The sequence below is a fragment of the Kutzneria sp. NPDC052558 genome, assembly GCF_044547355.1.
Taxonomy (GTDB): Bacteria; Actinomycetota; Actinomycetes; order Mycobacteriales; family Pseudonocardiaceae; genus Kutzneria.
Genome location: NZ_JBIUAG010000009.1, coordinates 276,475 through 289,850, shown reverse-complemented (window position 1 = coordinate 289,850; position 13,376 = coordinate 276,475). Strand labels below are relative to the sequence as shown.

17 protein-coding genes are annotated in these 13,376 nt (G+C 70.9%); 9 read left to right on the top strand and 8 right to left on the bottom strand.

The genetic code is table 11. The annotated features are described in order from the left end of the window. Positions 1 to 34 precede the first annotated feature (34 nt). Positions 35 to 430 (top strand): hypothetical protein, encoded by a 396-nt coding sequence (locus ACIG5F_RS19280; RefSeq protein WP_396519134.1) that lies wholly within the window; start codon positions 35 to 37, stop codon positions 428 to 430. Here the strand turns inward: ACIG5F_RS19280 and ACIG5F_RS19275 are convergent. Beyond that, positions 422 to 1,282 carry a LysR family transcriptional regulator gene (locus tag ACIG5F_RS19275; RefSeq protein ID WP_396519132.1) on the bottom strand — a complete coding sequence of 287 codons (861 nt, stop codon included), beginning with the start codon at positions 1,280 to 1,282 and terminating at the stop codon, positions 422 to 424. The two genes, ACIG5F_RS19280 and ACIG5F_RS19275, sit on opposite strands and share 9 nt — an antisense overlap. A 68-nt stretch (positions 1,283 to 1,350) precedes the next feature. Between ACIG5F_RS19275 and ACIG5F_RS19270 the strand changes: the two genes are divergently transcribed. Then, positions 1,351 to 2,220 carry an EamA family transporter gene (locus tag ACIG5F_RS19270; RefSeq protein WP_396519130.1) on the top strand — a complete coding sequence of 290 codons (870 nt, stop codon included), beginning with the start codon at positions 1,351 to 1,353 and terminating at the stop codon, positions 2,218 to 2,220. Continuing rightward, the gene (locus ACIG5F_RS19265) at positions 2,175 to 2,675 is read left to right on the top strand and encodes a methylated-DNA--[protein]-cysteine S-methyltransferase (protein WP_396519128.1); all 501 of its coding nucleotides are present in this window, start codon (positions 2,175 to 2,177) and stop codon (positions 2,673 to 2,675) included. The genes ACIG5F_RS19270 and ACIG5F_RS19265 overlap by 46 nt, the downstream gene beginning before the upstream one ends. Positions 2,676 to 2,765: 90 nt before the next feature. Here the strand turns inward: ACIG5F_RS19265 and ACIG5F_RS19260 are convergent, their stop codons facing one another. From ACIG5F_RS19260 to def, 3 genes are all read right to left on the bottom strand, one after another. Beyond that, positions 2,766 to 3,383 carry a phosphate signaling complex PhoU family protein gene (locus ACIG5F_RS19260; RefSeq protein WP_396519126.1) on the bottom strand — a complete coding sequence of 206 codons (618 nt, stop codon included), beginning with the start codon at positions 3,381 to 3,383 and terminating at the stop codon, positions 2,766 to 2,768. A gap of 84 nt (positions 3,384 to 3,467) precedes the next feature. Continuing rightward, positions 3,468 to 3,962, bottom strand: coding sequence for a hypothetical protein (locus tag ACIG5F_RS19255; protein WP_396519124.1), 495 nt, complete (start codon positions 3,960 to 3,962; stop codon positions 3,468 to 3,470). Positions 3,963 to 4,139: 177 nt separating this feature from the next. Next, positions 4,140 to 4,679, bottom strand: coding sequence for a peptide deformylase (gene def, locus ACIG5F_RS19250; RefSeq protein ID WP_396519122.1), 540 nt, complete (start codon positions 4,677 to 4,679; stop codon positions 4,140 to 4,142). Between the two features lie 55 nt (positions 4,680 to 4,734). Here def and ACIG5F_RS19245 point away from each other — a divergent pair, with 55 nt between their 5' ends. After that, positions 4,735 to 5,217: a helix-turn-helix domain-containing protein gene (locus ACIG5F_RS19245; protein ID WP_396519120.1), complete on the top strand. Its 483-nt coding sequence runs from the start codon at positions 4,735 to 4,737 to the stop codon at positions 5,215 to 5,217. A gap of 117 nt (positions 5,218 to 5,334) precedes the next feature. On the opposite strand, the gene ACIG5F_RS19240 is transcribed toward ACIG5F_RS19245, so the two are convergent. Then, positions 5,335 to 6,447 carry a chromate transporter gene (locus tag ACIG5F_RS19240; RefSeq protein ID WP_396519118.1) on the bottom strand — a complete coding sequence of 371 codons (1,113 nt, stop codon included), beginning with the start codon at positions 6,445 to 6,447 and terminating at the stop codon, positions 5,335 to 5,337. A gap of 170 nt (positions 6,448 to 6,617) precedes the next feature. Between ACIG5F_RS19240 and ACIG5F_RS19235 the strand changes: the two genes are divergently transcribed. Together ACIG5F_RS19235 and ACIG5F_RS19230 are read left to right on the top strand one after the other, a co-directional pair. After that, positions 6,618 to 6,851 carry a hypothetical protein gene (locus ACIG5F_RS19235; protein WP_396519116.1) on the top strand — a complete coding sequence of 78 codons (234 nt, stop codon included), beginning with the start codon at positions 6,618 to 6,620 and terminating at the stop codon, positions 6,849 to 6,851. Between the two features lie 73 nt (positions 6,852 to 6,924). Further along, a complete protein-coding gene (locus ACIG5F_RS19230) occupies positions 6,925 to 7,839 on the top strand; it encodes a DUF3048 domain-containing protein (RefSeq protein WP_396519114.1) in 915 nt (304 codons plus the stop codon). A gap of 36 nt (positions 7,840 to 7,875) precedes the next feature. Here the strand turns inward: ACIG5F_RS19230 and ACIG5F_RS19225 are convergent, their stop codons facing one another. From ACIG5F_RS19225 to ACIG5F_RS19215, 3 genes are read right to left on the bottom strand one after another with little or no spacing between them, the layout of a single operon-like run. After that, a complete protein-coding gene (locus tag ACIG5F_RS19225; RefSeq protein WP_396519113.1) occupies positions 7,876 to 9,114 on the bottom strand; it encodes a glycosyltransferase in 1,239 nt (412 codons plus the stop codon). A gap of 3 nt (positions 9,115 to 9,117) precedes the next feature. After that, entirely contained in the window at positions 9,118 to 9,735 is a 618-nt protein-coding gene (locus tag ACIG5F_RS19220) for a TetR/AcrR family transcriptional regulator (protein ID WP_396519111.1), read from the bottom strand. Positions 9,736 to 9,767: 32 nt separating this feature from the next. Next, positions 9,768 to 11,156 (bottom strand): FAD-dependent monooxygenase, encoded by a 1,389-nt coding sequence (locus ACIG5F_RS19215; protein ID WP_396519109.1) that lies wholly within the window; start codon positions 11,154 to 11,156, stop codon positions 9,768 to 9,770. Between the two features lie 98 nt (positions 11,157 to 11,254). Here ACIG5F_RS19215 and ACIG5F_RS19210 point away from each other — a divergent pair, with 98 nt between their 5' ends. From ACIG5F_RS19210 to ACIG5F_RS19200, 3 genes are all read left to right on the top strand, one after another. Beyond that, positions 11,255 to 11,461 carry a hypothetical protein gene (locus tag ACIG5F_RS19210; RefSeq protein ID WP_396519107.1) on the top strand — a complete coding sequence of 69 codons (207 nt, stop codon included), beginning with the start codon at positions 11,255 to 11,257 and terminating at the stop codon, positions 11,459 to 11,461. Between the two features lie 56 nt (positions 11,462 to 11,517). Next, on the top strand, positions 11,518 to 12,027 hold the full coding sequence (locus ACIG5F_RS19205; protein WP_396519105.1) for a DUF302 domain-containing protein: 510 nt from the start codon (positions 11,518 to 11,520) through the stop codon (positions 12,025 to 12,027). Positions 12,028 to 12,111: 84 nt separating this feature from the next. Beyond that, positions 12,112 to 13,341, top strand: a complete 1,230-nt coding sequence (locus tag ACIG5F_RS19200) for an MFS transporter (protein WP_396519103.1) — start codon at positions 12,112 to 12,114, stop codon at positions 13,339 to 13,341. The last annotated feature ends 35 nt before the right edge of the window (positions 13,342 to 13,376 follow it).

Genomic DNA, 13,376 nt, shown 5'->3' with positions numbered 1-13,376 from the left:
GTGGATCCGACCCTGTTCATAGGGAGAGGCATCCATGACCGCCGTTGCCAACACCCCGTCCGACCTCCACCTGTTCGCCGGCGACCGCATAGTCGTCGGCGACGCGGTGGACGCGCTGATCATGCGCGCCGGCTTCGGGGCCGAGGTGAATGGCATCCTCACCCGCTGCATGCTGCGCGCGCCGATCATCCGGTCGGCCGGCCGGCAGCGGGAATGGATCTTCCTCACCCAGCCCCGGACCACGCTGCGCCAGGCCACCTGGACCGACCTGGTGCGGATCCAGGTCGGCTGGCTGCACATCGGGGCCGAGATCCCGCTGCCCGGGCCCGAGGACTGGATCCAGCGGCCCGAGGTCGGCCAGCCGCTGCCGCCGTGGACCGCCGTCGTGTCCGCCGCCCGGTCCGCGTCCTCGGTCTGCGGCCTATGGTGAGCCTTCCTGGTACAGCTCGGTGAGCAGGGCGATCGCCGCGTGCGTGGCCGGATGCGGATCATGGCTGCGCCACACCAGGTTCACCGGCACCGGCGGGGCGTCGCGCAGCCGCCGGTAGACGATTCCGTCGCGCTGGTACTGGGTGACCGTCGACTGCGGCGTGATGCCCACGCTGCGGCCGGTCGCGATCGCCGCCAGCCAGTCGTCGACGTCGTTGATCGGCTCCAGCCGGGGCTGGCGGCCCGGCGGCCACAGGTCGAGCGTGGTCGTGCCGGTGCGGTGATCGACCATCACGACCCGCTCGCCGACCTCGGCCAGGGTGATCGACCGCCGCCTGGCCCACGGATCGTCGGCCGCCAGCACGCAGTAGCGGGGCTCGCTGCCCACCGTCGCGTGGGAGAAGCGGTGGTGGTCGACCGGCGTGCGGACGATGGCCAGGTCGCACAGGCCCTCGGCCAGGCCGGCGGTCGCCGTGTTCGTGCGGACCAGCAACAGGTCCACGCCCGGATGGCGGGCCGCCCACCGCCGTTGGAACTCGGCGGTGTGGCGGCCGACCGCCGACCAGGCGTGCCCGATGCGCAGCCGGGTGTGGCCCGTCGTCGCCTCGCGGACCAGGTTGTCGGCCTCAGCCAGCAGTTGCCGGGCCCGGGCCAGCACCTGCACGCCGGCGGTCGTCGGCGTGACCGAACGGCTGGTGCGGTGCAGCAGGCGGACGCCAAGCACCCGCTCCAGCGCCGACAGCGTGCGCGACACCGCCGCCTGGGACACGCCCAGCTCGATGGCCGCGTCGGTGAACGTGCCGGTGTCCACGATCGCGACCAGGCAGCGGAGTTGCCGCAGTTCGAGATCCATGACCCCAGCGTATAGATGGCGTGTCGGATGCATTTTGCGTATGCGACGGCCCGGCGCAGGCTGCCGTCATGGCTGAACGCGTCGGTGGGATGGCGATGATGGTGGGCGGCGCCCTGTCCACTCAGGTCGGCGCCGCGACGGCGGCGCTGGCGTTCCCGGTGATCGGGCCGGCCGGCGTGGTCGCCGTGCGGCAATGGGTGGCCGGCGCCCTGTTACTCGCGGCCGGTCGCCCGCGGTTGCGGTCCTTCACCGCGCGCGAGTGGCGGCCCGTGCTGGCCCTGGCGTTCGTGTTCGCGACGATGAACCTGTCGCTCTACACCGCGATCGACCGGATCGGCCTGGGGCTGGCCGTGACCCTGGAATTCCTCGGCCCGGTCGCCATCGCGCTGGCCGGCTCGCGGCGTCTGATCGACATCGGGTGCGCCCTGGTCGCCGCCCCCGCCGCCATGGTGCTCGCCCGCCCGCAGCCCAGTGCCGACTACCTCGGCATCGCGCTCGCGCTGCTCGCCGCCGCCTGCTGGGCGTGCTACATCCTGCTGAACCGGACCGTCGGCCAGCGGCTGCCCGGTGCTCAGGGCTCCGCCGCCGCGGCCCTAGTGTCCGGGCTCGTGTACGTGCCGATCGGCCTGGTCGCGCTGGTTCTGCACCCGCCGACCTGGAACTCCCTCGGCGAGGCCCTCGCCGCCGGCGTGCTGTCCTCCGCCGTGCCGTTCCTCGTCGACCTGGTCGCTCTGCGGCGCGTGCCGACCCAGTTCTTCGGGCTGTTCATGAGCGTCAACCCCGTGCTGGCCGCCCTGGTCGGGCTGGTCGTGCTCGGACAGCGGCTGGCGTGGATCGACTGGCTGGCCATCGCCGCCATCGCCGGGGCCATGGTGGTCGCTAGTCTGGGGCCATGGGCGTTCGGCACACGATCACGGGCTCGCCCGTCGGCGACCTGACGCTCGTCGCCGACGGGGCCGCGCTGATCGGGCTGTACTTCGCGGGGCACAGCCGCAATCCCCGGCTGCCCAGCCTCGGGCCGCGCGACGACTCCGGCTTCTGCGACGTGATCACCCAGCTCGACGAGTACTTCGCCGGCGCCCGCACCACGTTCTCGGTCGAACTGGCCCCTCGCGGCTCCGCGTTCGAACTCGCCGTGTGGCACCAGCTGCTGGAAATCCCTTACGGCGCAACCCGAACCTACGGTCAGCTCGCCGTGGCCCTCGGCGACCCCGGCGGCGCGCAGGCCGTCGGCAACGCCAACGGCTGGAACCCCATCAGCATCATCGTCCCGTGCCACCGCGTCGTCGGCGCCGACGGCCGGCTCACCGGCTACGCCGGCGGCCTGTCCCGCAAACGCTTCCTGCTGGCCCTGGAAGAACCACCCGCCGAAGACCTCGGACGCCTCTTCTAGCCTCGCCGCTCGTGCCCGGATCCGCCGTGTGTTCTCGGCCCGGCTGTTTGTCTCTGGATCTGCCGTGTGCCTCTTGGCGGCTGCTTGTCGCTAGGCCTGCTGCTTGTCGGCGCAGGTCGCCGCGAACTGGGCCGCCAGCTGCGCCGCGTGGTCGGCGTACTGCTCGTAGAACTGGCTCACCAGACCGGCATCGATGCGGTTCACGTCGTCCTGGCACACCGTCGTCAACACCGGGAACAGTGACCGGTGCAGCTCGTCCATCTCCTTCTCCGCCGCCGCCACCGTCTGCACGTACCCGCGATCTCCGTAGTACAGCACGCATCCCGCCGACAACGTCATCTCCCGGGCGATGTCCCCCATGTTCGCGAACCGCTGCCGCAACGCCGTCGGCAACACCGGGCTCTCCCCGTGCATCCGCACGATCTTCGCGATGTGCCGGGCCAGGTCGTGCATCCGCTCCAGCTCCGTCACCGCCCTCGCCGCCGCGATCGCCTCCCGCAGCTCCCGATGCGCCAGCCGCCGCCGGCCCACCAGCACCGCGATCGTCTCCTCCTGCCAGTCCACCAACCGACTGGCCGGCGTCGCCGCGCTCAGCACCCGCCATGCTCCCACCGGATCCGCCCCCAACAACGCCGCCGTCGCCTGCTCGATCGTGTCCGCCACAACCTCGCACGCATCGGTCAGCTCAACGTCCGGTACCTGCCGCATCCCCGCACCGTAGAACCGCCCCCGCCCCCCTTCCGTCTCCCTTACGCCATCCCTCCCGCCCAGCCCCCGGATCCTGACGGGGCGCTAGCGCAGGCCGGCGAGCTTCTCCTTGACACGGGCCGCTTCCTCGGGCAGCCGCTGCGCTTTGTACAGCTTGGCCGCGCGATCCCACGCCTGGCTGGCCTTGGCCTGGTCGATGGCGGCCGCCGCGTCGCCGAGATGGTCGAGCACCTTCGCCTCGTTCTTGGCGTCGCCGAGCTCAAGCGAGATCGCCTGCGACTGCTCGTACAGGCGAATCGCCTCGACAGCGTCGCCAGTGAGGTTGGCGATGAAGCCGAGGGTCAGCAGCGCGGCCGCCTCGCCGCTGCGGTCATTGCGGTCCCGGCATTGTTCAAGGGCCTTGGCCGAGTGGCCGTGAGCGTCCTTGAGCCGGCCGAGTTTCGCCGTGTACCAGCCGATTTCGTTGAGCGCATGGGAACCGCTGAATGCCTTGCCCAGCTTCTCGTACAGCTCCAACGCGCGCGTGGTGTGGGCCAGCGCCTCCGCGTTGTCGCCCCGCCGCTCACAGGCCCGGGCCACGGCCCGACAAGTATGGGCCTCGCCCAGTTCGTCCCGGCACTCCTGGGCCCAAGCGAGTCCTTCAAACCCATAGCGGTACGCCTCTTCGTGCCGGTTGAGGTCGGAACAGGCGCGGCTGCACCCCAGCCATGGCGGCCAGTGTGCCCGATCGGGTGAACCCGCTTGTCAGTGAGGTCGTCAGCGCTGCCAGAAACCGGTGTGGGGGGAGAGCTTGACGGTGGGCGGGGTATGCCAGTCGGCTGAGCGGATGGCGCGGAGGGCGGCGCGGCGGCGGGTAGGGTCCATGCGGTCGATGAACAGGACGCCGTCGAGGTGGTCGGTCTCGTGTTGGAGGCAGCGGGCGAGGTCGCCGGCGCCGACTATTTGCAAAGGGTCGCCGTGCATGGTCCAGCCCTTGGCGACGACGTTGAGGCGGCGCTTGGCGTCGAAGTAGAGGCCGGGTATGGACAGGCAGCCCTCGGGGCCGTCCTGCTCCTGCTCGTCGGGGAAGCGCAGGGTGGGGTTGACCAGGTGGCCTCGGTGCTCGCCCATGTGGAAGACGAAGACGCGGCGGAGGATTCCCAGCTGCGGGGCGGCGAGACCGGCGCCCTGCTGATCGTCGAGTGTCTCGTGGAGGTCCCGGACGAGCTTGTGCAGTTCCCGGTCGAAGTCGGTCACGGGGGTGGCGGGCTGGGTGAGGGCGGGGTCGCCGAACAGGCGCACGGGCAGCACAGTCATGGCGGGAGGGTAGAGCGGTTGCCGAGTAGTTTGCAAACAAGTATCTTTGCAAACTATGGACGATCATCCGGTGCGGGAGGCGCTGCTGGAGCTGCTGCGCACGCGTGACGAGATCACCTCGACGGACGCGGCGCGGGAGCTGGGTGGTAACACCGGGCTGTACTCGTTCCACCTGCGCAAACTGGCGGAGCAGGGCCTGGTGGAGGACGTGCCGGGCGCCACCGGCCGGGCCCGCCCCTGGCGGCTGGCCCGGGGCGAGGCGCCGGCGGAGCTGGGTGAGCTGAACCGGCGGCTGGAGGACGAGAGCTACCAGCGCTGGCGGGACAACCGGGCGCAGGCCCCGGCGGCCTGGCGCAAGGACGAGGCGTTCAGCGAGATCGTCTACCTCACGCCGGACGAGATGACGGCCATGGGCGACGCGATCCGGTCGGTGATCGCCCTGTTCCGCCACCGCGAGACGGTCCCGGCCGCGCGGCCGGCCGACGCGGCGCCGGTGGCGGTGGTGGCGCGGCTGTTCCCGATGCTCGAACCGGAGTGAGACCCCGGCCGGCCGGGATGTCATGCTAGGAGTGGACGGCGGCGGTCGCGGTGGCGGTGCCGTTGTCCACGCCGGGACCGGCGTTCGACGCGTTGACGCTGGTCCCGGGCCCTACGCTCAGCCCACCGCGAGCCCGGCCAGCGCGGCCGTGACGCCGAGGGTGGCGGATCCGAGCAGTGCGGTGACGACCCCGCGGCGCAGCAAGAGGAGCCATGCGGCGGCGAGCGCGAGCACGATCGCCTGCCACGGATGGTGCAGGGTCAACCCGAGCGGCACGGCCGAGCCGGCAATGGCCCCGATCGCCGCCGGCCCAGCACCGTCCAAAAAGGACTGAACGGCGGCGCTGGCCCGCAGGCGGTCGAAGCGGGGGCCGCCCACCACGACAAAGAGCAGCGACGGCGTGAAGGCGAGCAGGGCGGCGAGCAGTCCGCCGGCCAGCCCGCCGGCGGCGTAGCCGACGACGGCGACGGTCTGCACGACCGGCCCGGGGGTGATCTGCCCGAGGGCGACGGCGTTGAGGAACTGCGCGCCGGTCATCCAGTGATAGTGATCGACGGCGTCGGCCTGCATCAGTGGGATGATCACGAATCCGCCGCCGTACGACAGGGCTCCGACCTTCAACGCCACCCACGGCAGCCCGCCGGCGACGCCTCCCAACAGCGGCAACGCCATCGTCCGGACAGTGTTGTCACGCAAGGAGATCTCGGCCAAGCCGCAGCCGGCCAGCACGAGCACGACCCATGGTCCGACCAGGACGGTGGCTCCCGCGCCCAGGGTCGCGTAGACGATCCACCGGACTCGATTCCGGGCTCGGCGCCAGCTGGCCGGGACGAGGCCGGCGGCCGCGTGCACGGCCACCGCGGCGACCGCCGCGCCGGCTCCGGCCGCCGCCCCGGTCAGCCACAGCGGCGGCTGGCCGCTCAGGAACAGCGCGGCCAGGGCGAGAATCACGGCGAGACCGGGGCAGATGAAGCCGATCGCCCCCAGCAGCGCGCCCGGCACGCCCCGTAGCCGCCACGCGCAGAAGATCGCCAACTGGGTCGATGCCGGCCCCGGCAGCAGGTTGGTGGCGGCGATGCCGTCCTCGAACTCCTCGGCGCTGAGCCAGCCCCGTTCGGTGACACACAGCTTGCGCAGCAACAGGATGTGCGTGGGTGGGCCGCCGAAGCCGATGCAGCCGATCCGCCCCCACTGCACCAGGATGGTGCCGAGCCCGACGCGTCGATCCACGCGCAACAGTATAGAGCACTATGGCTTCAGTGACGACCAAAAACAATCCACCGGCTCAAACCTTGCTCAAGTCCGTAGAAACCGCGCCAGGACCGGGGAACACTCCTGTCACAGGCCGCGCGGCCCGGGGTCGGGGGACCACGCAGCGGCGGCCGCGGGAGGTGTTGGCCATGATGGACGCGGTGTTCTTGATTGCGCTGGCCGGTGTTGTGCTCGGCGCCCTCGCGTGGGCGCTGCGCGGCGGCCGACGCGGCAACCACTTCAACGGCTTCTTCTCCGGCGACTCGGGCGACACGTCGTCAGACCACCACAACGGGGGCTCCGGCGGTCACCACCATCACCACGACGGCGGTGGCCACCACGGGGGCGGCTTCGGCGACGGCGGTGGCGGCCACCACGGCTGACCCCCGCCTTCGCGCTGACCTGATCGTGTGATCGGGCGGGTGGGGGTGGGGCGGCATGGCGTTAGATGGGGGAATGGCGCGATTCCGGCTGGTGCCCGTGGCGGCGGTGCTGGTGCTGATCTCCGCGTGCGGCGGCGCGCCGTCGCCGGGGCCCGCGCCGACGAGCACGACACCGGTGGTGCCGCCGGGCTCGGCGCTGGTGGTGAAGATCGACAACGTGGCGGCGGCCCGGCCCCAGACCGGGCTGGACGCCGCCGACGTGGTGTACGTGGAGCCGGTCGAGGGTGGCCTGACCCGGATCGCGGCCGTGTACCTGGGCAAGCTGCCGTCGGTGATCGGGCCGGTGCGCAGCGCCCGTGAGACGGACATCGACATGCTGGGCCAGTACGGCAAGCCGACGCTGGCCTGCTCGGGCTCGGCCCCGGAACTGGTGCCGCTGCTGCGCAGCGCCGGCATGGAAACCGGTTGCCAGAGCGCGGTTCCGGCGGCGTACTTCCGCGACAGCAAGCGGGCCGCGCCGCACGACCTGTACGTGCACCCGGACCAGTTGCCCAAGGGCGTCGGGCCGATCACCCAGGAGCTGACCGGCGCGGCCCCGGCCGGTGGCACGCCCGCGGCCAAGCAGCACGAGCAGGTGGCGTCGGTCGGCTTCGACTTCGAGTGGTCGGACCAGAAGTGGCTGATCTCCATGGACGGCACGCCGCTGACCACCACCGACGGCGGCCGACTGAGCGCGGCCACCGTCGTCGTGCAGCACGTGACGACCCGTGCCGGCACGGTTCCCGGTGACGTGGCGGGAAATCCGTCGCCGGTGGCCGTCACGGTCGGCAGCGGTCAGGCGACCGTGCTCCGCGACGGCCAGACCTTCCAGGCCACCTGGTCCCGAACCAGCCGCAGTGAGGCAACGATCTTCGCCGACGCGGCCGGCCACGCGGTGCCGATGGCCACCGGTCCACTGTGGATACTGCTCGCGCCGGCCGGATCCTGACATTCGGTCTGTCGGAGAACGCGACTCGCCGGGGTTTCAGGTGAGGCGGTTGACGGCGGACAGGACGGCGGCGGTGCCGTCCTCGTCGGCCAGTTTGGCCGACACGGCCTTGGCATTGGCGCGAAGGCGGGGGTCGGTCACGGCGGTGGTGATGGCCGCGGCGAGGGACTCGGCGGTCATCTTGCGCCGGGACAAGGTGCCGGCGCTGACGCCGAGCTCGTGCAGCCGCCGAGCCCAGAACCGTTGGTCGCCGGCGACATTCGGGATGGCGACTACCGGCACTCCGGCCCGCAGACCGGCGCCGGTGGTGCCCGCGCCGCAGCTGTGCACGACGGCCCCGACGTGGTCGAACAGCCAGTCGTGCGGGACCTCGCCGATGGTCATCACGTCGTCGGCGGTGACGGCGAGATTGGCCCAGCCGGCCTGCACGATGCCGCGAACCTTGGCCCGCCGCAAGGCATCGGCGATGATCCCGGACACCCGTTCGCTCTCCCCGCCGGGCATGGGCAGGCTGCCGAAGCCCACGTACACCGGCGGCGGACCGGCGGCCAGGAACCGCACCAACTCCTCGGGCGGCTCCCACCCCAGCGGCCGCGGCGGCCACCAGAAACCGACAACGTCCAGCCCGGGCCGCCAATCCGCCGGCCGAGGCGCGACGAGTGGCGAATACCCGTGCAGGATGGGCCATTCCGCCTCGGTGCGACGCCGACGTAACGCCTTGGCCGTGACCTTGGGCAGACCCAGTTGCCGTCGGAACGCGGCGACCGGCTTGCCGTAGACGTGATCGACGGCGGCCGCCCCGAACCGGCCGGCCAGGCGGTTGAGCGCCGGTCCCGCCGACCACCCGCCCAGGATGGACGGGGGATACGCCGCCGTGGTGGACATCGGCTGGAGTCGCACGCCGAGGCTCGGGATGCCGCGGGCCTCGGCCAGTGGGTGCCCGGCGAGTTCGGCGAACGGTGACAGCAGCAGGATGTCCGCCGGCTCGTCGGCCAGGGTCGCCAGCAGCGCCTCGCCGGACTCCTGGATTCCCTTGGGGGACAAGAACTGTTTCAACGCCGCGAGCGGATCGGGCACGTCGTTCTCGGCGACGCCCTCGTCGATGCTGAGATCGTGCGGGCGGAAGCGAAGTCCGCTCTCGGTGACGAGATCGCGAAAGATGGTGAACGCGGTCAGCACGACATCGTGCCCCGCATCTTGCAGTCGGGTTCCGATCGCGATCATCGGCGCGGTGTCCCCCCGCGAGCCGACGGCCGTGATCACAACTTTGGCCATGATCTACCCCCTTCTTGTTGCCCTGTCGAACAGAGCCACCAGTTCCTCTCCGTAGGCGTCCATGTCGAAACTCGGGTCGCGGGCGATGTCCAGCACCGCGCCGTTGATCGCGCCGGTGATCGCCATCGCGGTCCTGGCCACGTCGAACTCGGCGAACTCGCCGCTGTCCTGCCCTTGGCGCAGGATGGTCTTCAGGTCCAGTTTCGCGATGCCGGCCAACAGTTCCGGTGGCATTTCCAGACGGTCCATGAGCTGGCCGTCGGCCGTGCGGTAGCTCAGCGCGATGTCCAGCACCGCCGCGAACTGCGTGCGGTGCGACCGGATGAAGTCGGCGTTGGCGAGGATGTAGGCCCGCAGCTTGCCGGTCGCGGTCGGTTCCATCTCCACGGCCGGCACGACCGAGTCGATCGCCTCCGACCACGCGTGGCTGAGGATCTCCCGGACCAGTTCGTCCTTGTTGGCGAAGTGGTACAGCACCACGCTCATGGCCACGCCGACTCGGTCCGCGATCTTGCGGATCGAGGTCTGGGCGTAGCCGATCTCGGCGATGACCTCGATCGCGGCGAGAATGATCTGGGTCCGCCGGGCGTGTTCGGTGAAGGTCCGGTCGTTCGATCGCACGATCTAAGATTAGATCGGTCGATCGAACAGTGTCAACGGGCAGTAAAGGCGGCGATGTGGCCGTCGGGACGGACGAGCAGCGGCTCCCGTGCCTCTGGATCGAGGACGACCCGGATCGGCCACGGACTGTCGACTTCCCGAGGCTCGGCAGTGAAGAGGGTGAACCACTCGCCGACGGCGTCGAGCGTGGAACGGCCGTCGGGCAGCATGCGGTGCGGCATGCGGCTGCCGGGTTCGGTGCTGGGCACGTAGTCGGTGCCGGGCTCGGCCGAGGAGCCATAGGTGACGCCGAGAACCAGGCCGAGCTGCGCGAAGTACCTTTCCGACCAAGGAAGTTCGACCTCGTCCGGCGCTACATCCCCGGCCTGGAGCTGTTCCTGCCGCCGCTCCTGGGCGCTGCGCATGAGCTGGGTGTTGGCCACCGCCTGGCGCAGGGTCGTCTGGGCCACCGGCTGTCGTTCGGACTCGTACGAATCCAGCAGGTCGGGGGAGGCCCAGCCCCGCAGCGCGCCGGCCAACTTCCAGCACAGGTTGTGCACGGCCGCGATGCCGGTGTTCATGCCCAGCCCGCCGGCCCCGGGAACGGTGTGCGCGGCGTCGCCGGCGAGAAAGACTCGACCGCGCCGGAAGTGCTTGGCGACAAAGGCGTTCACCGTCCAGTGCTGCACCCGCAGCACCGTGGCGCCGACATCCGCGCCGATCGCCTTCGTCACGCGCCCGGCGTAGTCGGTGTCCTCGGTGGCGCCGCTGATCCACGCCCAGCCGCCCTCGGGATAGACCGGCGCGAACATGCCGTTGGCGGTGAAGTAGACGCCGGCCGGCTGATCGGCCGACCACTGGCGGAGGTCGGCGTCGAAGACGACCGTGGTCATCCTGGCCAGGGCGCCGGGACCGACCGTCTCGACGCCGAGTTGTTGCCGCACAGTGGAATTCGCGCCGTCGGCGGCGATCACGTACCGCGCCCGGACGGTCGGGCCGTCGACGAAGGCGGCGACCACGTCATCGTCCTGTTCGGACAGTTCCGCGCACTCGGCCCCGAATCGGATCGGCCCGTCGGCGGCGGCGACCAGGGTGGGCTCCAACCGGTCCTGCGAGGTGACCACGCCGAACTCGGGGCTGTCCGGGATCGGCCCGTTCACGCCGATCATGGCCGCGGTGGCGAAGTCCCGGTTCAGCAGCGTGTCCCGGAACCGGACCCGGCCGAACTCCGGCGCGAAGGCGCGGTCCCGGACCGTGTCGGCGATCCCGAGGCGCCGGAAGATCTCCATGGTGCGCACGTTGACCAGCCGTGAGCGGGGGAACGGCGACAGCTCGCGGTGCTTCTCCACCAGCAGCGTGCGCACACCCCAGCGGTCCAGCAGGGCCCTGGCGGTGAGCCCGACCGGCCCGCCGCCGACGATCAGCACCTCCGCCTCGGCCATGCCCTCCAACCTTGCCCATCCGGCGGCTGCGGGCAACGTCCGACAGGGCACCTGATCAGGCGGAACCGTGAAATAATCATACGTGCTACGGTTATTTCATGCGAGCCATTCAGTATGACCGCTTCGGCGATTACGACGTGCTCGGCCCGGCCGCCGCGCCCGAGCCGGCCGCGAGCGACGGCCAGGCCGTGGTTCGGGTGACCGTGGCCGGCGTCAGCCCGTCCGACAACGCCGCCCGGCTGGGCAAGCTTCTGACCGGCGCGGTCCGGCCGTTCCCGGTGATCCCCGGGTCCAGCGGCGCCTGATCGAGGGCGGCCCGTTCGGCCGCGTCCTGCTGTCCGTCTGAAAAGGAGTGTCGTCGATGCCTTCCGTCGAACGCGTCGTACATCGCCTGGACGTCCCCAGTGGACAGTCGTATGCCGAACTGCGGCAACGGTTCGAGGAGGCGGTGCCGGCCTATGACGTGCAGCTGTTCGCCGGCCTCGTCGCCGACCGGGTCGAGTGGAGCGCCATCGTCGAGGCGACCGATCGCCTTGCCACGTATGGGTTTCTGCGCTACTGGACCGTCGAGGCCGGTCCGGTGATGAGCCTGGCCGGCAACACCCTGGCCTGTGTCAGCTACCTGGTGGGCAACCACACCATCGCGCAGCGCATGTATCGCCATGATCCCGGCGTCATGCTCTACGCCCCGCTGCGGGTGGCCATCCACGAGGACGCCGACCGTCGGGCTTGGCTGTCCCTCGACCGTCCGAGCGACCAGTTCGGCAGCTTCGGGCTCCCGGACGTCGCCGCCGTCGGCGGCGAGCTCGACGGCAAGGTCGCAGCCCTGCTGCGTCACCTCGACCTGCCGGCGCCGCCGGAGTTGGGCTGAGGCGCAGGTCACTTGCGTGAGTGAACAGGTCTGTCTAGTCTCGGTGCAGTTGTACAGACCTGTCTACTCACCCCGGAGGGTGTCGTGAGCTCTCAGACCATCGCGCGGACCAGACGGGTCGACGACACCGTCGCCCGGTCGGGGACCAGGCCGGGCGGCGCCACCGCCCAGTTGCTGCTGCTGGCCTCGATGGTGATCGCGCTGCTGGCGGCGTCCAGCGCACCCACTCCGATCTACGCCATCTACCAGGCCGAATGGGGCTTCTCGCCGATCACTACGACCATCGTGTTCGGCATCTACGCGGTGTCCGTGCTGGCGGCGCTGCTCACCCTGGGCAAGCTGTCCGACCACGTCGGCCGCAAGCCCGTGCTGTTGGTGGCGCTGGGCGTGCAGGCCCTGACGATGATCATCTTCGCCACCGCCGGCGGCGTGCCGGCGCTGCTGGCCGGGCGGGTCGTGCAGGGCATCGCCACCGGTGCGGCCATCGGCGCGATCGGCGCGATGATGCTGGACGTCGACGCCAAACGCGGCCAGCTCACCAACGCCCTGGTCCCGGGTATCGGCACGGCCACCGGCGCGTTGTTGTCGGCGCTGCTGGTGACGTTCCTGCCGGCGCCCACCCATCTCGTCTACTACGTGCTGATGGTCGTCTTCCTGGCCCAGGCCGTGGGCGTGTTGTTCCTGCGCGAGACGGTGACTCGGGCGCCGGGCGCGCTGGCCAGCCTCAAGCCGGAGGTCATCCTGCCACGCACGGTCCGTGCACACGTGTTGGCCGCGGCCCCGGTGCTCTTCGCCGTCTGGGCGTTGGCCGGCCTGTACGGCGCGCTCGGTCCGGCCCTGGTCGGCAAGCTGGTGGGCGGCAACAACGCGGTGCTGGCCGGCGTGCTGCTGGTGGCCTTCGCCGGCGTGGCTAGCGGCGCGGTCCTGGCACTGCGCAACCTCGGCCCGGTCGCGGTGATGCTGACCGGCGCCGGCACGCTGTTCGTGGGCGTGGCCGTAACGCTGGTGGCGTTAGGTGTCGGTTCGCTGACGCTGTTCTTCGTGGGCACGGTCATCGCCGGCATCGGCTTCGGCGGCGGCTTCCAGGGCGGCATCCGCATCGTCGTCCCGCAGGTCGCCCCGCACGAGCGGGCCGGTGTGCTGTCCTTGCTGTACGTGGTGTCCTACCTGGGCATGGGCGTGCCCGCGGTGGCGGCCGGATTCCTCGTCGTCGACGGCCCCGGCCTGATCGGCGCGACGCGGATCTACGGCGTCGCGGTGATGGTGCTCTCGGTGCTGGCCCTGGCCGCGCTGGTCCGGGCGCAGCGGCGGTAAACTGAACAGACCTGTCTGTTGTGAGGGAGTGGATG